The 20,702-nt window shown below is 50.4% G+C and carries 13 protein-coding genes; 11 read left to right on the top strand and 2 right to left on the bottom strand.

Annotated elements, in window-relative coordinates; all coding sequences use genetic code 11:
- Window positions 1–9 precede the first annotated feature (9 nt).
- A complete protein-coding gene (locus VGN67_RS05015) occupies window positions 10–1,131 on the top strand; it encodes an ATP-binding protein (RefSeq protein WP_327485680.1) in 1,122 nt (373 codons plus the stop codon).
- 121 nt (window positions 1,132–1,252) lie between these two features.
- Here VGN67_RS05015 and VGN67_RS05010 read toward each other — a convergent pair whose 3' ends face one another.
- Window positions 1,253–3,154 (bottom strand): sulfatase-like hydrolase/transferase, encoded by a 1,902-nt coding sequence (locus VGN67_RS05010; protein WP_327485679.1) that lies wholly within the window; start codon window positions 3,152–3,154, stop codon window positions 1,253–1,255.
- 135 nt (window positions 3,155–3,289) lie between these two features.
- Window positions 3,290–5,029 (bottom strand): sulfatase, encoded by a 1,740-nt coding sequence (locus VGN67_RS05005; RefSeq protein WP_327485678.1) that lies wholly within the window; start codon window positions 5,027–5,029, stop codon window positions 3,290–3,292.
- A 796-nt stretch (window positions 5,030–5,825) separates the two neighbouring features.
- Here VGN67_RS05005 and VGN67_RS05000 point away from each other — a divergent pair.
- The 10 genes from VGN67_RS05000 to VGN67_RS04955 all read left to right on the top strand — a co-directional run bounded on the left by VGN67_RS05000 (window position 5,826) and on the right by VGN67_RS04955 (window position 20,632).
- Window positions 5,826–7,367 carry a SulP family inorganic anion transporter gene (locus VGN67_RS05000; protein ID WP_327485677.1) on the top strand — a complete coding sequence of 514 codons (1,542 nt, stop codon included), beginning with the start codon at window positions 5,826–5,828 and terminating at the stop codon, window positions 7,365–7,367.
- 456 nt (window positions 7,368–7,823) lie between these two features.
- Entirely contained in the window at window positions 7,824–8,510 is a 687-nt protein-coding gene (locus tag VGN67_RS04995; RefSeq protein WP_327485676.1) for an RNA polymerase sigma-70 factor, read from the top strand.
- An 18-nt stretch (window positions 8,511–8,528) separates the two neighbouring features.
- Window positions 8,529–9,533, top strand: coding sequence for a FecR family protein (locus tag VGN67_RS04990; protein ID WP_327485675.1), 1,005 nt, complete (start codon window positions 8,529–8,531; stop codon window positions 9,531–9,533).
- A gap of 21 nt (window positions 9,534–9,554) precedes the next feature.
- A complete protein-coding gene (locus tag VGN67_RS04985) occupies window positions 9,555–13,121 on the top strand; it encodes a SusC/RagA family TonB-linked outer membrane protein (RefSeq protein ID WP_327485674.1) in 3,567 nt (1,188 codons plus the stop codon).
- A 37-nt stretch (window positions 13,122–13,158) separates the two neighbouring features.
- The gene (locus VGN67_RS04980) at window positions 13,159–14,688 is read left to right on the top strand and encodes a SusD/RagB family nutrient-binding outer membrane lipoprotein (RefSeq protein WP_327485673.1); all 1,530 of its coding nucleotides are present in this window, start codon (window positions 13,159–13,161) and stop codon (window positions 14,686–14,688) included.
- Window positions 14,689–14,716: 28 nt separating this feature from the next.
- Entirely contained in the window at window positions 14,717–15,490 is a 774-nt protein-coding gene (locus VGN67_RS04975; RefSeq protein ID WP_327485672.1) for an HpcH/HpaI aldolase family protein, read from the top strand.
- A 171-nt stretch (window positions 15,491–15,661) separates the two neighbouring features.
- Window positions 15,662–17,107, top strand: coding sequence for a GntP family permease (locus VGN67_RS04970; RefSeq protein WP_327485671.1), 1,446 nt, complete (start codon window positions 15,662–15,664; stop codon window positions 17,105–17,107).
- A 40-nt stretch (window positions 17,108–17,147) separates the two neighbouring features.
- Complete coding sequence (locus tag VGN67_RS04965) at window positions 17,148–18,005, top strand: 2-hydroxy-3-oxopropionate reductase (RefSeq protein ID WP_327485670.1); 858 nt, start codon at window positions 17,148–17,150, stop codon at window positions 18,003–18,005.
- A gap of 82 nt (window positions 18,006–18,087) precedes the next feature.
- Window positions 18,088–19,206, top strand: coding sequence for a mannonate dehydratase (locus tag VGN67_RS04960; RefSeq protein WP_327485669.1), 1,119 nt, complete (start codon window positions 18,088–18,090; stop codon window positions 19,204–19,206).
- Between the two features lie 121 nt (window positions 19,207–19,327).
- Window positions 19,328–20,632: an enolase C-terminal domain-like protein gene (locus VGN67_RS04955; protein ID WP_327485668.1), complete on the top strand. Its 1,305-nt coding sequence runs from the start codon at window positions 19,328–19,330 to the stop codon at window positions 20,630–20,632.
- The last annotated feature ends 70 nt before the right edge of the window (window positions 20,633–20,702 follow it).

The following is a 20,702-nucleotide window of genomic DNA, read 5'->3' as shown; positions in this document are numbered from 1 at the left end:
TTAGAAAATATGATAGAAAGGCAGTTAAGAGAAACGCTACAGAAAAGGTGGAACTCCGGGAAAATTATTATAGTACTGGGCCCGCGCCAGGTTGGCAAAACCACACTTCTGGAGGACATGTGCCGGGCGGAAGGTGATTACCTGTTTTTGAACGGGGATGATTTTGATACCCAGGCCATCCTGGAAAATAGCGGTGAAATGCGATTAAGGCAGTTGATCGGCTCCCATCAGACCGTTTTTATTGACGAAGCGCAACGGGTACCCAACGTCGGACTACTCCTGAAAATCATTCATGACCGCATCAAAGGGGTACGGGTGGTGGTAAGCGGGTCATCGGCCCTGGAACTAAGCAGCAGCGTCAACGAACCGCTTACGGGCCGGAAGTGGGAACATCATCTTTATCCTATCAGCTGGAATGAATTGGTTGGCCACACGGGGTACCTGGCGGCTAAACAACAATTTGAACTCCGGCTGATTTATGGAATGTACCCGGAAGTAATAAATAGCCTGGGCGACGAGCAGGCCGTTCTCCGGCAAATTGCCAGCAGCTACCTTTACAAGGACCTTCTAAACTACCACGGTATTCGCAAACCCGAAATGCTCTCAAAGCTACTGGTCGCGCTGGCCCTGCAGGTAGGTTCAGAAGTTTCCTATAATGAACTCTCCAACTTACTCCGGATTGACCGGGCCACCATTGAGCAGTACATTGGATTACTGGAGCAGGCTTTTGTGGTGTTCAGGCTCTCGCCCTTCAGCCGCAACCTCAGGAGCGAGATAAGCAGCAGCCGGAAAGTTTACTTCTATGACAACGGCATCCGAAATGCCATCATAGACAATTTCAACCCGCTGTCCCTGCGCAATGATACGGGGGCGCTGTGGGAAAACTTTCTGATCAGTGAGCGCATGAAAAGAAATCATTACGCGGAGGCCCACGGCAAACGCTACTTCTGGCGTACCCACGCCCAGCAGGAAATTGACTACCTGGAAGAGTACGACGGCCAGCTTCACGCCTACGAATTCAAATGGAACTCCAAGGCAAAGGCCCGTTTTCCCAGGACTTTTACCGAAGCTTATCCGGATGCCAGTACCCAGGTTATTTCCCCGGATAACTTCGAAGATTTCTTAACGTAAGTATACCTAAAAAGGAAAGTTGGCTGCACGGTAGTTTTCAAAAAACATTCTGCCACCCGTTGAAAGCTCCGCCAAAGGAAGAGAGTACCAGGTACCTCCTCCCCTACTTAAAGCGACCCGCTTAGTTTTCGGTCTTGGCTATTATGCGTTCGGCGGCCCGGATATCGTAGCTACCGTCTACCTTTTCACCCACTATTACGGCCTTCACGGCCGGGTACGCCTTACGGGCATCCGGACCCAGCTGATCCAGGACATTCAGGGCCTGTACCCGCGCCATTTGATTGCCAATTTTCAAAGTACCAATTAAGGTATCCACCGCTTTTTCTTTTTCACCCAGTCCGGCCACTGCCTCGGCGGCGGCAATCCGTACCGAGAGTTCCGGATCGTTGAGCAGGGCCAGGAGCTGAGTCTTCACGCTCGCGGCTTTATTACCCAAAATAGTACAACCGGTAACGGCCCAGTAACGAATCACCGGATCGGTATCCGCCAGCTTTCTGGTTAATTCTTTCAAATTTTTGGGATCACCCAGCGAAGCCATTTCGGCCGTTTCGATTACTTTTTTTACGTCGTATTTTCCGCTGCGGGCGTAGTCAAACAGCGGAGTTGTCCGGGCAATTTCCTGTACGCTGGCTTCGGGTATGAATCCCACATCCTTTATCTGAACAAGGTAGTCATGATTGACCTTCCGCAGTTTTTCCAGCACGGTAGCGTACTTCGGGTCCCCGGCCAGGTTGTGGATATTGTGGGGGTCAGCCTCTACGTCAAAAAGCTCTTCTACGGGTTTGGTTTCCCAGAACTTCTTCTGCACGTCATTGAGTTTGCCCGCTTTATAGGCTGCCTCCCAGGAACCCATCGAAGGAGCCTGCCACAGGTACTCAAGGTACTGCCCATAAATCTTATGGGGCATGTAGTTGCGGATGTACCGGTACTTCTTGTCCCGTACGCTGCGTACCAGGTCAATCCGCTCGTCCATGCGGCCCCGGAAGGCGTGGGCGTAGTCACGGGCGGGTCCCTGCTGCTTACCCAAAAACGCCTTCCCCTGCATGTGGGTGGGAACAGGTACCCCGGCCAGACTCAGCACAGTGGGAGCAAAATCCAGGAAAGTAACGATGCGGTCGGTGGTGGTTCCTGGCTGCGCCGGTGCCAGATGGGCGTATTTTGGCGGAAAACGAATAACCATCGGCACGCGCAGGCCCGACTCGTACATGAACCGCTTACTGCGACCCAGTACCCCGCCGTGGTCGCTGTAGTAGAAAACAATGGTGTTTTCGGCCTCTCCGGATTTTTCAAGCTCGTCCAGCAAGGCACCTACCTGGGTGTCCATATCCTCTATTTTGTCGTAGTACTGCGCCCAGTCGTGGCGCATTTCGGGGGTATCGGGGTGGTAGGGCGGCAACGTTACCCGGGAAGGCTTGTGGCGCAGCTGCTCAGTAGGGGTTGATTTATGAATCGAGCTTTCGTGGGACACAGTAAGGTTAAAAATGGCAAAGAAAGGCTGACCGGCTTTCCGGTTTTTGTAAGTTGCCTTACCGCTTGACTCATCCCAGGCGGCAAGTTGATCGGTAGTATTGTAATCCTTTTTAGCGTTGTTGGTGGTGTAGTATCCCGCGTCTTTGAGGTACTGTGAATAAAACTTCACAAAAGCCGGGCTTGGATAGGTACTCCGCATGTTTTCGGTGCCCAGTGAAGGCGGGTACATACCCGTGATGAGCGTAGAGCGCGAGGGGGCGCAGACCGGTGCCGTTGCAAAGGCATTGGTGTACCGCACCCCCTGTGTAGCCATTTTATCAATATTGGGCGTAGTAGCAAAGGTGTCGCCGTAACAGCCCAGCAGCGGACTGTTATCTTCACTGACGATCCACAAAATGTTGGGCCGGTCCAACGGTTGGCGGGGCAACGGTTGGCGGGGCAACGGTTGTCCCAACGACGGTTGCCGCAACGACGGTTGCCGGTCAGAAGATTGGGTATAATATCCTGATAGCGCTGTAACAAAAAGCAGGATGGTCAGGAATAAGGGGCGCATTTGCATAAATAAGGTGTTTAAAAAACTCAACTTTGTAAAGTATACAGGGACTCATATTCCGGTTTAATCCTAAGTACCTGCCTAATGAGCGTAAACAAAGGCTGGCCCCAGACATGGCGCCGGGTACCTGTCGGATTATTGGGATGCAAATTGTACTCCTTCGGAATAATCACTTAGCCTATTCTCCTGGTCCCATACCCGGACTTTCCAATAGTATTTGGCCGTAGGTACCAGCGCAGGCTCACCGTTAGGAACCTTCCCCAGGGGCCGCTCGCTCTTGACACAACCACTGTCCCAAACATCGCCCAGGTTGTTGTCACTTTTTTGCTTACTGGACGAAACCAGAATCTGGTAAGCCGTCTGCTTTCCAAACCGGGGGGCCAGCGTCCAGTTGTATTGCATATTTTCACCCTGCGCTCCCCGGCTCTTACTTATCACTAACGCCTCGGGAGCTTTACCATAGGCGTCAGAGAAACGGTGAGTCAGTTGGTTAAGTTCAGTTCGAAGTTTAGTAAGTACAGCCCCGTACCTTTCGTGCTGAGCAAGATTATTAATTTCTTTGGGGTCGCTGGCGAGGTTATACAACTCTTCAGTCGATTTATTATTTACGTACCTGAGGTACTTCCATTCGTTGGTCCTAACCCCTTCGCTGGGTGGGATGTTCTCGGTTTCCCACAAGTGTTCTATAAGAACCGTATCCCGGCCCATTGCTTTACTCTTGCCGGTAGCCAGCGGAACCAGACTCCGTCCGTGCCAGGTTTGGGGCCGGGAAACCTGGGCATAGTCGAGGATGGTGGCGGGTACATCAATATTCAGTGCCATTTCCTTCACGTCCCGGTGTTGCTTTTGGCGGGGATCAAAAATAATCAGAGGTACCCGGATGGAGTTATCGTACATCAGCCATTTACCGGCCAGTTGGCGCTCGCCCAGGAAGTACCCGTTGTCGCCCATGAGAATAATGATAGTATTTTTGTCCAGGTTTTTCCGCTTTAATTCGGCCCGTATCTTGGCAATTTCCCGGTCTACCCCCGCTATCATGCGGTAGTAGCCCTTGATGCTGTGCTGGTACTTTTCGGGCGTGTCGTAGCGCCAATGCCAGCGGGTCCGGTTGAAACCTTTGCGTACGGGTTCGGGTAAGGCCGAAAAATAGGTATCATCGGCCAGTTCCGGAGGCGGCATTGTTTGGTCTTGGTACAAATGGTCTTCACTTTTCTCCCAGAAGTACTGGTCCGGGGCGGGGTCGTGGGCGTGCGGAGCGCTAAAGCTCAGAGACAGACAGAAGGGCTTATCGGTCGGGGCTGATTTGATGAAATCCAGTGCTTTTTCACCAGTATAGCGGGTAAGGTGTACCGTATCCCCATGGAGCGTTTTGTAAAAATACCCCCGGTGGTCTTTGTATTTACCGCTACGATCATAGTCCTCATACTGGTCAAATAGTCGCTCTTTCTTTTCATACTTTACACCAAACTTTCCGAAGAAGCCCGTGTAGTACCCGTTTTCCTTAAGTACTTTGGGGTAGGACTGGCTCATGTACTCTTCCCGCATCGGGCCGGTCTGGAAAGTAAAGCGATGGGTACGCTCATGCAACCCGCTGAGCAAACTGGCCCGGCTGGCCGTGCAGATTGGGGTTGTTACCATAGCGTGGCTAAAATATACGCCTGCCGCCGCCAGTTTATCCATTTCAGGAGTATAGGCCAGTTTATTCCCGGCGTACCCCAGGGCATCCCAACGCTGGTCATCCGTCAGGATGAAGATAATATTGGGTTTTGATTGATTAGGGTTATTCTGATTTTGGACCTGACCGGAAGCATACAGACTTTGCAAAGCCAATACTGCAATAAAAGCCGGTAGAGAGCCCCTCCAGTTACGATTCATAATTAATTGTTAAGCGTAAAGATCCTTTATGAGCTAAAAAATAAAAATAGCTGAATTCTACCCGAAACCAACGGCAAATCCTGAATGTCGGAAAGCTACGCCACCACCTTTTTCCAAAGAAAAACAGTAGGGAGTAAATCAAGGATTAGGGACGAAACACCCGGGCGTAATCAGATAAAACCAAAATTCAATTTCAACAAACTGCTCAACGGTCCGAAATGGTTGATTTTTTTAACACGGTCTGAATTAACCTTAACCTACTTCTTGTCGCGCATCCATCTTGCACCTATTGACTTCATTTTCACAATTTTCCCCTTACCACAACCTTTAAAATCAGCAGCAGATAAGTGTAAGCAAACAGCCTGATCCGGGCATTTCTGGCTTTTCGCTGACCCAAAAGCCGCTTCTTTTGTCGCTCCAAAATTGATTCTGGTTTTCTGGAACAAAGTCAATTTGGGGATCGAACAGTACCTTTCTTACCTCGATTCAGGAATCAACATTCAGAACACATCAATATTTGCCGATTAATTTGTATTAAGGCGCAAATATTCTATTTTCCTTTCTCGATTTTTCCTAAAAACCTTGATCTACCTTAAAAAAGTACTATTTTTGCAAACAATAAATGAAAATAAACTTCCTACATATCCCGCTTACTCCCCCCTGAGTATCCGCATTTTGATCCCGTTTCTGCGGTGACTGACCGCCCGTAATCCAATACATTTTCTCAACCTGGGTTTTCCTGCCCGAATGATCTGTGCGCTTTCCGCACCTATCTTTTTTATTCATTTCTAATTTTATGAATCAGTATTTCAAATTATTTGACCTGTCCCAAAACGTGGACTACCGGACCGAAGTGCTGGCGGGACTCACTGTGGCACTGGCACTTATTCCCGAAGCGGTTGCTTTCGCCATGATCGCCGGTTTATCACCTTTAACGGGCCTTTATGCGGCCTTTACCATTGGTCTTATAACCTCCATATTTGGGGGTCGCCCGGGTATGATATCCGGGGCTACCGGTGCCGTTGCGGTCGTTATTACTGCCCTGGCCAAAACCCACGGTGTTGAGTACATTTTCGCTACTGTCGTGCTGGCGGGCCTAATTCAAATCCTGGCGGGCTTGCTGAGGTTGGGTAAGTTTATCCGGCTGGTACCCCACCCGGTCATGTTTGGCTTTGTAAACGGACTGGCCATCATTATATTCCTCTCTCAGCTCGACCAGTTCAAAGCGCCTGACTCAACAGGTACCCTACAATGGCTGACCGGCGCACCTTTACTGCTAATGCTGGGGCTGGTTCTGCTGACGATGCTCATAATTTGGGGTTTGCCAAAATTGACACGGACCGTTCCTTCGTCCCTGGTAGCCATTCTGGTAGTCGCTTCCATTGTGATTGGCCTGGGTATAGAAACCAAAACCGTAGGCGATATCGCATCTATACAGGGTGGTTTCCCGCCTTTTCACCTGCCAGCCGTACCACTTAGCCTTGAAATGCTGGAAATCATATTTCCTTATGCGCTGATTATGGCCGGCGTGGGACTCATTGAAAGCCTGCTCACCCTGAACCTGATTGATGAGATAACCGAAACCAGAGGTCAGGGCAACAAAGAATGTGTGGCGCAGGGGGCCGCCAATGTGGTTACGGGTTTCTTTTCGGGGATGGGAGGTTGTGCCATGATTGGCCAGAGCCTGATCAACGTATCGTCCGGTTCACGCGCCCGGTTGTCGGGTATTGTGGCCGCGGTAATGCTGCTGGTGTTTATCATGTTTGGATCGGGGCTGATTGAGCAACTACCAATGGCCGCCCTGACGGGTGTTATGATTATGGTGTCCATTGGTACATTTGAGTGGGCCAGCTTTAAAATGATTGGCAAAATGCCCGCCGCGGATGTACTCGCGGGTATCCTGGTGGCAGTCATCACAGTTCTGCTGCATAACCTGGCGCTGGCGGTTCTGGTAGGAGTAATTATTTCAGCGCTGGTCTTTGCCTGGGAGCAGGCCAAGCGTATCCGGGCCCGCAAGTTTATGGATGAAAAAGGAGTAAAACACTACCAGATCATGGGGCCGCTCTTCTTTGGTTCCGTTACTGCCTTCAATGAAAAATTTGATGTACTGGGCGATCCCGATGAGATTATTATCGATTTTCAGGAAAGCCGGGTGGCAGATATGTCGGGTATTGAGGCGCTGAACCGCATCACGGAGCGTTACCAGAAAGTCGGTAAAAAGCTGCATTTGAAGCACCTGAGTCCGGATTGCCTCAGGTTGATTAAGAATGCTGAAAAGGTCGTGGATGTCAATATCATTGAGGACCCGACCTACAAGCTGGCGGTTGACACTTACTAGGTTCTGAAGCCACCAGCCCGCCCATAAGTACCTTCGGAGTTGAGTCAGGAAGTTGAAGTACTACCTCCCGGGTAGGTTGGGCGAGTGGTGGTAACGATAATATCCGGCACCCTTTGCCACACACCTTTCCGGGCACCCAATCTGTACCTAAGAGCCTGATTTTCCGGCGGTCGCTCGGCTGCGTGTCAGGTTCAGTTGTGCTTCCATGGTTTACATCTTAACCTTAATGTACATGTCATCTGCCATAGCTCCGGGCAATGTCTTCACTCTACGTTATGTTTTCAAAAACCAGGAACGGCTAAAACAGAGTTTATAGAAGGTTTAATTAGATAAATCTAAAAAATTAAAAATATTTTCCTATCCGTGTAAGGAGAAAGTAGAGGTAAACTTGTCTTTACCAAACAGGCCTTAGCAAAAGTGTTACTCCCACTTAAAAACATTTCCTTCTCATAGCAAATGGAGCATGTTTATACCAAAGATCCTACTACTGAAAGACTAAGGCCGTTCAGTGTTACCATTGTGCAGCCCCATTCAGCTGCACCTGAGCATCCTACTCAGGTAGCAGAAGATGACGAATTATTTATCCGGAAAACCCTGGCCGAAGATTTCAGGCTTGGCGTGGAAATGCTTTATAAAAGGTACTATCAACCCCTGTGCACCCATGCCGTAAAATTTGTGGGCTCCCGGGAAACAGCCGAAGACCTGGTGTCGGAGATATTCTTTCAGTTTTATGCTAACAGGACGTTTTTGGAAATCACTTCGTCGTATCGGTTGTACCTGTTCCGCACCCTGCGCAACCGGGCGTATAACTACCTGCGTTGGGATATGAGCCGGAAGGCTGACCTGGCTGAGGCCCGTTATACCCCAGCTCTCGAAGAAAACCAACCCGATCACATCAGCCAGTACGAAGAACTTTACCATGATGTGGAGGAGGCGATCAATAAACTACCCCTGGAAAGACGTAAAATTTACCTGATGCGAAAGTTTGAGGGTAAAAGATACCAGGAAATTGCCGGTGAGCTGCAGCTTTCGGTTAAGACCGTGGACGTACAATTGACGCGGGCCAACCAGCACATTCGAAGCCTCCTGAAAGAAAAATGGCTGCTCATGATCCTGATCGTACTTACTACTCTGAGTGCCTAACAATAAATAAAAGCACCAATGAGCGCAGAAATATCCAAAGACTTTATCTTCAATTACTTAGCTGGCAAGTCATCTGCCTTACAAAAGCAGATGATAGATGAATGGGTCAAAAGTCCGGCTAATGAGGAGTTATTTTATAAATGGCTGGTCGAATATGAATACCAGCAGCCACAGTACCTTATCGAATTACCGGAAGCCCTTAGCCGCTTTCATGCCTTTGCCGATAACCATGATCAGAATCCTGATTTAATTCTAACACCTGCTACCAGAAAAGTACTACCCAGCTACAAACTGGGGGGATGGATGATGGCCGCGTCGGTAGTACTGGGTTTGCTGATAGGTAGTTGGGTTTTCCTGGATAAAATTCTTTACAAGACATACCGCACCGCTTTTGGTGAAACCCAGGCCCTGGTACTAGACGACAGCACCGTTGTAACACTCAATGCCAACTCTTCTTTACAGGTACCTCGTTTTGGTTTTGGGACTCAGACCCGGGAGGTACTATTAAAGGGTGAAGCAGATTTTGCGGTATCCCATACTGCTACTAATCAGAAATTTATCGTAAAAGCGGATAAAGAGTTTGAAGTAGTGGTGTGGGGTACCGAATTCACGGTATATACCCGTCAGCAACGAGCGAAAGTTGTCCTGAATAAAGGCAAAGTGGAACTGCGCTACCGGGAAGGAAAGGATCAGAAACAGGTAATGTTGAAACCCGGTGATCTGGTGACGCTGGATCAACGCAACCAGCTGAAACATGAAGTTATATCCAATCCCGAAACTTATACCGCCTGGAAAGATGAACGCTATGTATTTGATGACACCAGCCTACAGGAGTTTGCCCGGATCTTCGAAGAAAACTATGGGATCAGGCTGGTAATACAAGACGACTCCCTCGCCAAAAGAACGCTGGAAGGTTCATTCAGGGCAGATAACGCCGAAGAACTACTAGCCATAGTTGCGGAAATCTTTTCCCTGAAAATCGTCAGAAAGGATAATACCATTGTCCTGACCGAAAACTTATAAAAACTTAAACCCCTAACCCTTATGAAAAAACTCTTACAACATCCGTACTGGGCAGGTTTGCTGATCCTGGTACTGTCTTTCAATGGCCTGCCCGGCTGGTCTCAGGACTACGCCAAAGCTACCCGCTTGCCCCAACAACCCGAAAAAGCGACCGCCCCGGCCAGCAAAAAGCTGAAAGGGGTGTTGAATGAGTTAAAAAACCTCTACCACGTCGACATCCTTTTTGAGGGTAGTCTGGTAGAGGGAATCAGTGTTTCGGCCGATCTGTTGAACCCGAACACCAGCCTGGAAAACAACCTGGAAAAGATCTTGAAACCAGCCGGACTTAGCTACAAAAAGGTAAAGAATAACTCGTATGTCATTCTTAAAATTGGTAAGTCAACAAAAACGGCGGAAATAGAGCCACGATTTCAGGAAGCCGTAATGTCCACGCCTGCGACCGAAAATGCGGAGAAAGCAGAAAAAGCGGAAGGCCCGGTTGTACGGCTGAGAGAAAGGGTGGAGGTAGTTGCCCAAATAGTACGGGGAAAAGTAAACGATGAAAAAGGCGGTGGGCTACCGGGGGTAAGCGTGCTGGTTAAGGGAACCCAACGGGGTACCACCACCAATGCCGACGGCCAATTTGAGCTGGAAGTACCTAATGCCAGTTCTATTCTGGTGTTCAGCTACGTAGGCTATCAAACTAAAGAAATTACCGTTGGCAACCAAACCAACATTAGCCTGTCACTGGCACTGGAAGATAAGTCGCTGGAAGAGGTAGTAGTAACCGCACTGGGTATCAAAAAAGAAGCCAAGAGTATCGGTTATGCCACCTCAACCGTAGGAGCCGAGGAGGTTACGATCAACCGCACGGCTAATTTTATGAATGCCCTGCAGGGAAAAATGGCGGGGGTAAACATTACGTCTATGGGGTCTGGTCCCGCTGGTACCAGTAAAATCCGGATCCGGGGGCAATCCTCTTTTGGGGGTAACAACTCACCTTTGATAGTAGTAAACGGTATTCCCATTGACAATACCAACAATGCAGCCAGAGGAGATGTGTCCGAACGGGGCAGCAACCGCACCTCCGACGGCGGTGACGGATTGAGCAGTATCAATCCCGACGACATTGAAAGCATGACGGTGCTGAAAGGGGCAGCAGCCTCGGCCCTGTACGGCTCCCGGGCCAAGGATGGGGTAATCATGATCACCACTAAGAACCGCGGTACGGGCCAGGGAATATCGCTTACCTACAACACTAACTTTACGAGCGATACACCACTCGATTACACCGACTACCAGTACGAGTACGGTCAGGGCGAAAACGGAATTCGTCCCAAAGCTCCCTTCCCTACATCGGGGCAATGGAGTTTTGGTGAAAAATTCCAGCCGGGTATGACGCAAATTCTCTTTGATGGAGTAGAGGTACCCTACGTACCCCAGCGCAATCAGATCCGGCAGTTTTATCAGAATGGTTCTACCTGGACGAATACAATAACGCTTGCCTCCGGGGGTGAAAACGGAGGATTCAGTATCTCGGCTTCCAACCTGGATAATCGTACCATCCTTCGAGGGTCTGGCTACGACCGTAAAACAATAAACCTGGGTTTTACCCAGACCCTGGCTAAAAAACTGACGGTTTCGGGAAATGTCAACTACTCCAATGAGTACCGCAAAAATCCACCGAACATAGCCGAGCAGGACTACAGCCCGGTTATTATATTCAATATGGCTAACTCCTTGCCTCTGGACTTGCTGGAAAAATATGCGGCTGATCAAAACGGAAACGAGGTGGTCTGGTCACGATTTACCAACCGGACCAATCCTTATTTTGCCTTAAAAAGATTTGAAAATATCCACAACGACCGGGTTTTCGGTAATCTTACCGCCCGCTATAATTTCACTCCCTGGTTATTTCTACAGGGTAGGGTAGGTCAGGATTTCTACGCCCGTGAGCAGGATTACAACCTTCCCACGGGTACACAACGCCAACCGGCCGCTCCGGCGGGTTTTGTGAACGGCCAGTACGTGCAGGATTCCCGTACTGTACGCGAAATCAACGGAGACTTTCTGCTGGGGGCCAGCCAGAACTTTGGAGTTTTTGGAGTAAATGTAAACGTGGGAGGCAACCAGATGTACCGCCGGATCAGCCGGCATAACGTACTGGTCCAGGACTTCTATACCCGGGATCTGTATACCATTGGCAACGGACGCCAGCGGGATCCCATTTATGATTTTTCGGAAAGACAGGTCAACTCCCTGTACGGATCAGCTGAGGTTTCTTACAAAGGCTTCTTGTTCCTGAACGGAACCGTGCGAAACGACTGGTTTTCTACCCTGTCACCGGCGAACCGGAGCATCCTGTATCCTTCCATAACGGGTAGTTTTGTGTTTTCACAGGCCTTTGCTACCTCTTTACCCAACTGGATCAATTTTGGTAAAATCAGGGCGGCCTATGCCGAGGTAGGCAGCGACACGGATGTTTCTCCCTACTCCAATAACCTGTATTATAGCATTAATCCCCAGCAATTTCCTTCCCCTGGTGGCGTAGCCCAACCGCTTGCTACTATCAATACCTCCACAGTACCTAACGACAACCTGCGGCCCATGCGGGTGTCAGAAAAGGAAGTAGGTCTGGAACTGAAGCTGTTCAATAATGTACTGGGGCTTGATCTGACGTACTACAATAAGCTTTCCAGCGATCAGATCCTTCGGGCACAAACGTCAAATGCCGGTGGGTACCTTAATCAACTGATTAACGTGGGACAAAGTCAGAACCGGGGTCTGGAAATGCTGGTCAGTATCAATGCGGTTAAAAGGCAGGACTTCACCTGGTCGGCCATTTTCAACGCAGCCTATAACAAAACCAAGGTACTTAATCTGGGCGATGACGTCAGTGATAATATGATCACGGTGGGTACCGGAGATTTTTCGGGTGAGCTTCGGCAGGTAGTGGGTCAGCCCATGGGCCAGCTTTTCGGATTCGGGTACCTCCGGGACGAGCAGGGACGACAGGTATTTGACGCCGGTAACGGACGTCCGCTTCGTACCCCCACCCAGATCGCCTTCGGCAGCGCTATACCGGTATGGGTAGGAGGTATCACCAACTCCTTTAATTACAAGGGTGTCAGCTTCTCCTTCCTGGTTGATTTCAAGTTAGGGCACAAAATGATCTCCGGTACCAACTTCAACGCCTGGCGCCACGGATTGCATAAAGCTACCCTGGCCGGACGGGAAGAAAACTTTATAATCGGCGAAGGGGTAAACCTTAAAGGCGAAGTCAATCAGACGAAATCGGTTGTTCAGGCTTACTACGAAACGGTACGTTCGCAGAATATTGCTGAACCCTTTGTGTACAACGCCGGACTGTGGCAGCTGCGACAAATTTCACTGGGCTATGATTTCACACGCTTCCTGCCCGCTTCCATGCCATTTATCAAAGGACTCAGACTGAACGCCGTGGCCAACAACGTAGCCGTCCTGAAGAAGTGGGTACCTAATATCCACCCTGAGCAGTTCGGCTTACCTTCCGATAACCTCATCGGGCTTGAAGCCACGGGTTTGCCTATTACACGCAGCGTTGGATTCAACCTGAACGTTAAATTTTAATGTGGCTCTTTTATCAAACCACTAATTCGGACTTAAAATGAAAAAGAAATCTAACTATATCATTGCAGTGCTCATTTCCTGCTTCTGCCTGACCTCCTGTGATAAAGGCTTTGACGAAATGAACATGAACCCTATCGCCTTAACAAACGCTGATCCGGGGTACCTGCACAACACGGCCATTTTAAACAGTACACCGGGTTATGGCAACCTCAGCTACGAAACAACCATCGTAAAGCAAATGATCACCCCGTTCAGCGGACAAGGGTCGGCTGCCAACTTTAACCAGGACAACCGGGGCGTTTCGGCCGGAAACTGGAACACCTACTACCAATCGGTTATCAAGGTGCTGGTTGATGTCCTGGCAAAGACAAAAGATGTACCGGCCCGTTCCAACCTGTATAACATGACCCGGATCTGGACGGCCTACTCATTCATGGTCCTGACCGATACCTACGGAGATATTCCCTATACCCAGGCGGGCAAAACCTACCTGGAAGGCATCGTAAAACCCGTATATGATACGCAGGAGTCCGTTTACATGGATATTCTGAAAGAACTGGAAACTGCTTCGGCCGCCCTGGACGCGACCAAACCCAAAGCCACCAGCGATATATTGTACGACGGGGATGTTACGAAATGGAAACGCCTGGGGTACTCACTATTGTTGCGGGCTGCCATGCGTTTGTCCAAAGTCAATGCTGCCAAAGCCGCTGAATACGCAGCGAAAGCCGTAGCGGGTGGGCTGATGCAATCCAACGGCGACAATGCCGTGATCAGACATACGGCCAGCTTTACGAATCCCGTGGGGTCTCAGCTGAACGGAGGGCAATCCGCCTTCTTTTATCTGGCAGAAGATTTCGTGGACTATTTAAGCAAGAACAATGATCCCCGGCTGGCCTCTATTGCCGTACGCTACGTAGGTGCCACCAGCGGTGCCCAGCAGGTGGAGGCCCGGGCCAACCGCAACCCGGAGGTTCAGATTGGAGCGCCCCTTGGTTTTGACAATACAACAATCGGGAAAGCGGTGGCGGAGAAAAAACTGGCCAGCCTGTGGGATTACAGTCAGCTCGACCGTACCCGTATTGGCGGACTGACGGCCCCCAGTTTTCTGGTCACCTATGCCCAAACCCAGTTATTGATGGCCGAGGCTGCGTTCAGGGGGTGGGTACCGGGTAATGCCTCTACTTTTTATACAAACGGCATCCGTGCCCATATGATGCAGATGGCCACCTACGGAGCCAATACTGCTGTTTCAGGCGATGCTATCAACGCTTACATCCAGACCCATCCGTTAACGCCCGGAAAAGAGCTGGAAGAAATTAATACGCAGTACTGGGTGGCTTCTTTTATGATTGGGCCGGAGACCTGGGCCAACTTCCGGAGAAGTGGATATCCCGTGTTGTCACCTAATTCCTATCCGGGAAGCGACCTGAAAACCGAGCCTTTTATCCGACGTTTAACCTACACCGATGCAGAATTGAACGTAAATAAAGCTAATGTAGATCAGGCAATCAGCCGTCAGGGACCCAACCTGCTCGATACCAGAGTGTGGTGGGATAAGAAGTAAAACAGGGTAAAAAAGGGCTTTCATTTAGATGAAAAACTTAAAAAAGCGCCTGCAGCAGGGCGAAACCCTCCACGGATGCTGGCTGAATCTGGGAAGTCCGTTAACGGCCGAAATTGTAGGATTAGCCGGCTTTGATTGGGTACTTATTGACCTGGAACATGGGGCAGGTGGTGAAAAAGAAGCTCTTTCCCAACTACAGGCCTTGGAGCACACTCCCGTTGGCGTGGTAGTTCGGGTAGAAAGTGCCGAAGGACAGCGTATTCACCGCGTGCTGGACATGGGTGCCGAGGGGATTATGTGTCCCAAAATAAGTACCCCCGCCGAAGCCAGGAAGGTAGTCAGCGGCCTGCACTATCCGCCACACGGAAACCGGGGCGTGGCCAAAATGGTGCGGGCCACGCAATTTGCCCAGCGTTTTCAAAGCTACTACGAAAGCTCTAGAGACACGATACTGGGGGTAGTGCAGATTGAAACGGCCGAAGTACTTCATCATCTGGATGAAGTGGCCGCCATCGAAGGGGTAGATGTACTGTTTATCGGTCCGGCCGACCTGACCATGGAACTGGGGATTTTCGGACAGTTTGATCATCCGCTGTTCCTGGAAGCCCTGGAAAAAACGGTGAATGCCGCCCAAAAGGCAGGAAAAGCTACCGGTATTCTCTTTTTCAACCCGGAAGATTATCAGAAGTACCACGAAATGGGTATCCGGCTACTTGCCTGCGGAGCCGACGCCACCTTTGTGGCGGAAGGAGCGCGGATGATGGCCCAGCGGCTGAATTCATTCAGAAGTGTAAAGAGTTAGCTCTTAGATCATTAATTCGAAATAAGTACTACATCGAAATCAGTTTGCATTATGCGAATATTAAACCAAATTGTAATGATCTGATTTTTAGAAAAATAAATAGTTAATGGCTAATAAACTAATAGCTAACAGCTACTTATTACCTTATTTTCAACCCTTTTCCTATCGTTAATGACCGATCCTATATTTATACTTTTCATTGGCGTTCTTATAGTTGTTGGTGGAATCATTGGTCTGAAATTACACCCGTTTCTGGCGCTTTTGCTGGGTGCTTTTGTAGTGGCTCTGATGACACCCGCCTCGGCTATTGAACAATTTGCATTAGCGAGAGGCTCCGCTCCGGCGGCGGCTCTGGCTCTCTCTAAAAAAAGCATCGGCGAGCGTATTGCCACCGAGTTTGGCAGTACGACCGGTAAAATCGGGATCTTGATAGCCATGGCATCAATCATCGGTAAAAGTATGCTGGAGAGCGGAGCCGCCGAACGAATTGTCCGTTCGCTGCTCAACGTAACGGGAATATCACGGGCACCTTTATCCTTCCTGTTTGGTAGTTTCTTTTTGGGTATACCGGTATTTTTTGACACTGTATTTTACCTGATGGTACCTCTGGCCAAAGCCATGACCCTGCGCCTGGGCAAAAACTACCTGCTGCTGGTCCTGTGCATCACAGCGGGAGCTGCCATGGCCAATTCGCTGGTACCACCTACACCCGGTCCTCTGTTTCTGATCAGCGAAATGCAGATACCCATCGGTATGATGATGGTCGGTGGTACTTTGGTGGGTCTGGTAACGGTGGCAGCCGGGTACCCTTTTGCGGTCTGGGCAAACCGGAAATGGCCGGTACCGCTCCGGGACTCGATTGACGCCCGACTGGAGGATATTCAAAACCTGAATGCCCGCCAGGACCAGGACCTGCCTTCCCTGTGGTTTTCGCTGCTGCCAATCCTTATTCCGCTGGTATTTATCAGTGCGGATGCCAGCCTTGATTCCTTCTTTGACTCTGGTTCACTGGCAGCACAGCCGGTTTTCACGCAAAAATCCGTTGGTTTTATCCGTTTTCTTGGCGAAAAAAATATTGCCCTCATTCTGGGAGCTATGGCCGCTTTGCTGCTGCTGGTACTCCAGAAAAAAGGAGACCGGGAGGCGGTAAGTACCTCCATGCAGGCCGCCCTGATGAGCGCCGGTATAATAATCCTGATTACGGCCGCCGGGGGAGCTTTCGGGGGAATGCTTCAGCAAACGGGTATCAGTGAGCGGATCGCCGAACTGACTCAGGGGTACCAGATGGCCCTGATCCCTTTGGCTTTTTTGATCACGGCGGTAGTCCGTACGGCGCAGGGATCGGCCACCGTAGCCATGATCACTGCCTCAGGCATCCTGTCGGGCATGAGTAATATTGGTCACCTCGAGTACCATCAGCTATACCTGGGACTGGCCATTGCCTGCGGCTCCAAACTGATTCCCTGGATGAACGACAGCGGGTTCTGGATTGTGTGTAAAATGAGCAATCTCACGGAACAGGAAGCTTTGAAAACGTTCTCACCACTGCTGACCATTATGGGAATCGTAGGTCTGATTGTCATTGTGATTGCCGCCAGCCTTTTTCCTTTAGTTTAAAATAAGGTCTTTACTTTTTTGTATAATTTATAGTAGTAAAATGGAAAATGTAGGTTTTATCGGCCTGGGGATCATGGGGAAGCCCATGGCTTTGCATCTGCTGAAAGCGGGCTATACGGTATCAGTACTTTCGAGTAGTAAAGCAGCAGACGAACTGGCCGGGGCCGGGGCCCTTTTGTTTCCGACCAGCCGGGAACTGGCTCAGACTAGCGGGATTGTCATTACCATGCTGCCCGATTCACCCGAAGTGGAAGAAGTGGTGACCGGCCCCGACGGTGTACTGGAGGGTATTCAGCCCGGCTCCTTATTTATAGATATGTCTACCATTGCACCGGCCACGGCGGTTAACCTGCACAGGAAGTTGCAGCAAACCCAGGTAGAGGCCCTGGATGCCCCCGTGTCGGGTGGACAGGTAGGGGCCGAAGCGGCTACCTTGTCAATCATGGTCGGCGGTAGTGCGGAGGCCTTCGAACGGGCCCTGCCTTTGTTCCGGGCCATGGGTAAAAATATTGTCCATATTGGGGCACCCGGTGCGGGCCAAACCACCAAAGCCTGTAACCAGATGATCGTAGGAATGACCATCCAGGCGGTTGGTGAAGCCTTCGCCCTGGCCCGGAAAGCGGGCGTGGATCTGGAAAAAATGAGGGAGGTACTCTTGGGAGGATTTGCCCAGAGCCGGATTCTGGACCTGCACGGCAAACGAATCATTGACAAAAACTTCAAACCCGGTTTTAAAATAAAACTGCATCAAAAAGATATGAATATCGCTTTGCAAACCGGGCAGCAGTACAAGGTACCACTCAAAGGTACCAGCCTGGTGGCCGAGCAGATGAATACGGCGGTTACGCAGGGACACGGCGAACTGGATCATAGCGCACTTTTTCTTTTAATTGAATAATAAAGTCCTTTCCCCAGAGGCGGGTACTATCAGTTGGACCAAAGCTCCCTAATGGGGAAGGGAGCTTGCAAAAAAGTAAACAATGAAAAGAAGCAGATTTATCAAAACCATTTCGGCCGGATCGGTGGGAGCAGCGGTTGCCGCTTCCGTAAAGGCCCAGGCGGAACCGGCTCTGCCACCCGCCAAAAAGGTACTTATGAAGGTAGGCTGCCAGTCGGGAGGAACTACCATAGAGAACCTGGAGTTCAAAGCCCGCCACGGCGTTTACAATATAGACGGCGGGGCACCAAAAGTGATTCCGGGCAAGGGCTGGGATATGGAAGATGCCTTAAAAAAACGAGAAGACTGCGAGAAGTACGGAATCAGTCTGGATGCTTATCACTGGCCCCTTACCTCCGCGGGTATTGATAAGGTAGCGTACCCGAATATCATGCTGGGCAAAAGCCCTGAGCGGGACCGGGAGATCGAAATCCTGCAGCAAATGATAGAGGTAGCGGGCAAAACGGGTATCAAGGTACTTAACTACAATACCACCATTCTACCGGTACTTCGTACGGGCCGGACCACCGATCCCAAAAGAGGAAATGCCCACTACAGTACCTGGAACTACGGGGAAGCCATCAAACGCAACGATCCCAAAACCGTTGCCGGAGACGTTTCCATTGATGATATGTTTGAACGGATTACCTACCTGCTGGACCGGACATTACCGGTTGCCAAGGAGTACAAGGTAAAACTGGCCAATCACATTGCCGATCCCCCAACACCCGTCGGGTACCGGGGCATTACCCGCTGGAACAGTCCGGATGTTTTTGCGGGTATCAAGCGATTCGCCCAACTGTACGACAGCGAATACCACGGGTTTAATTTCTGTATCGGTTCCATCGCCGAAGGACTGAAAGATCCCAAAACCGAGATCCTTCCAATCATCAAGTGGGTAGGCGACCGTAATCAGATTTTTAACGTTCACCTCCGGAATATCAAAGGCGGCTGGAATAACTTTCAGGAAGTGTATCCCGACAACGGAGATATGAATTTTCTGCAGGTAGTCAGGGCACTGCGGGACGTAGGATTTTCGGGTATGGTCATGCCGGACCACGTTCCCCACCACGATCATCCCGAGGCAGGTTTACAGGCCTTTTCATTTTGCTACGGGTACATCAAAGGGTTGATTCAGGCCGCCTCGGAAGAAATAGCCTGACCAGTACCTGATCATAGAATTTAGTAGTTTTTAATTCAACAGTCCGTAGAATAGAAGCAGGTACTTTCCTGCTTCTATTCTACGGATTTCCTTATCCTGCCACCAATCTTTTTTCAGTAGTATGTCTTACAAATCCGGTCCCCGCATTAAAGAAATCCATATCACTCCCATTGCGGTAGTTGATCCGCCGTTACTGAACGCCGCCGGGGTACACGCCCCTTATGCGCTTCGTACCATTGTGGAATTGGTCACAGAAGATAATATATCGGGTATAAGTGAAATACCTGGTAATAAAGGGGTTGATCAGGCGCTGGAGGCCTGTCGTGACTTACTGGTAGGCAGGGGTGTGTACCAATTAGGCGAACTAAAGAGGGCCCTGACCGAACGATTCGGCACCGATAGTACTGCCCAAAGAGGAAATAAACCCTGGGATCAGCGAAAGTTGGTTCACATATTCAGTGCCATCGAGGTGGCCTGTCTGGATATAATCGGTAAAGTGACCGGCCGACCGGTGGTGGATTTGCTGGGCGGAAAACTGCGGGACCGGGTACCTTTTGCCGCCTACCTGTTCTATAAGTTTGAAGGAGCCGGCGGAGAATTAGGTAACAAAACAGATCCCGGGGCGCAGGGCTGGGCCGCCGCCCGGCAGGCCAGCGCTCTAAACCCAGCCGAAATCGTTGCCCAGGCCCGGGCCATGTGTGCTGAGTTTGGCTTTCAATCCATCAAGCTGAAAGGAGGGGCTTTCGAGCCGCGGCAGGAGGTAGATGCCATGCTTGCCCTGTGGGACGCTTTTGGTCCCGAAGTACCCCTCCGGCTGGATCCCAATGCCTTATGGAAAGTAGAAACGGCCATCCAGTACGGTAAGGAAATGGAGCCTATCCTCGAGTACCTGGAAGATCCCGTGCGCGGGCAGGAAAACATGGCAATGGTTCGCAAAGCCCTTAAAATTCCGCTGGCCACCAATATGTGTACCACTTCATTCGAGGAAATTCCGCGGAGTATTGAGCTGGGCTCAGAGGATATTATCCTGAGTGATCATCATTTCTGGGGCGGCTTGCAGGCTTCCATGACCCTGGCGGGAATATGCAGTACCTTTGGCCGGGAGCTGTCGATGCACTCCAATAGCCATCTGGGAATTTCTCTGGCGGCGATGGTGCACCTGGGAGCCGCCCTTCCCCAGGTACCTTACGCCCTGGATACGCACTATCCCTGGCAGTCGGACGAGATTATAAAAGGAGGACGATTCACCTTTGAGGAAGGGGCGGTGCTGGTACCGCAGGAGCCCGGTCTGGGCGTGGAACTGGACCGGGAGGCGCTGGCCCGGCTCCACCAGAACTACCTGACCTGCGGCCTGACCGAGCGAAACGATGAAATTGAAATGCAGAAGGTACAGCCCGACTGGAAGTTTGAGGCTACGCGCTGGTAACTGAGACAAAAGCAACCTTTCACGAAGCAGGTACTTATTTTATTAAACCAATTGGATATTAGTACCAAAA

This window comes from Telluribacter sp., from assembly GCF_035998675.1.
In the GTDB taxonomy this organism is placed as follows: Bacteria; Bacteroidota; Bacteroidia; order Cytophagales; family Spirosomataceae; genus Telluribacter.
The sequence above is the reverse complement of the archived record's forward strand: the minus strand, read 5'-3'. Positions and strand labels throughout refer to the sequence as shown.

Bases quoted from the DNA above. Each gene is read 5' to 3' on its own strand.
- VGN67_RS05015 (WP_327485680.1), top strand. From the start codon at position 10: ATGATAGAAAGGCAGTTAAGAGAAACGCTACAGAAAAGGTGGAACTCC.
- VGN67_RS05010 (WP_327485679.1), bottom strand. From the start codon at position 3,154: ATGCGCCCCTTATTCCTGACCATCCTGCTTTTTGTTACAGCGCTATCA.
- VGN67_RS05005 (WP_327485678.1), bottom strand. From the start codon at position 5,029: ATGAATCGTAACTGGAGGGGCTCTCTACCGGCTTTTATTGCAGTATTG.
- VGN67_RS05000 (WP_327485677.1), top strand. From the start codon at position 5,826: ATGAATCAGTATTTCAAATTATTTGACCTGTCCCAAAACGTGGACTAC.
- VGN67_RS04995 (WP_327485676.1), top strand. From the start codon at position 7,824: ATGGAGCATGTTTATACCAAAGATCCTACTACTGAAAGACTAAGGCCG.
- VGN67_RS04990 (WP_327485675.1), top strand. From the start codon at position 8,529: ATGAGCGCAGAAATATCCAAAGACTTTATCTTCAATTACTTAGCTGGC.
- VGN67_RS04985 (WP_327485674.1), top strand. From the start codon at position 9,555: ATGAAAAAACTCTTACAACATCCGTACTGGGCAGGTTTGCTGATCCTG.
- VGN67_RS04980 (WP_327485673.1), top strand. From the start codon at position 13,159: ATGAAAAAGAAATCTAACTATATCATTGCAGTGCTCATTTCCTGCTTC.
- VGN67_RS04975 (WP_327485672.1), top strand. From the start codon at position 14,717: ATGAAAAACTTAAAAAAGCGCCTGCAGCAGGGCGAAACCCTCCACGGA.
- VGN67_RS04970 (WP_327485671.1), top strand. From the start codon at position 15,662: ATGACCGATCCTATATTTATACTTTTCATTGGCGTTCTTATAGTTGTT.
- VGN67_RS04965 (WP_327485670.1), top strand. From the start codon at position 17,148: ATGGAAAATGTAGGTTTTATCGGCCTGGGGATCATGGGGAAGCCCATG.
- VGN67_RS04960 (WP_327485669.1), top strand. From the start codon at position 18,088: ATGAAAAGAAGCAGATTTATCAAAACCATTTCGGCCGGATCGGTGGGA.
- VGN67_RS04955 (WP_327485668.1), top strand. From the start codon at position 19,328: ATGTCTTACAAATCCGGTCCCCGCATTAAAGAAATCCATATCACTCCC.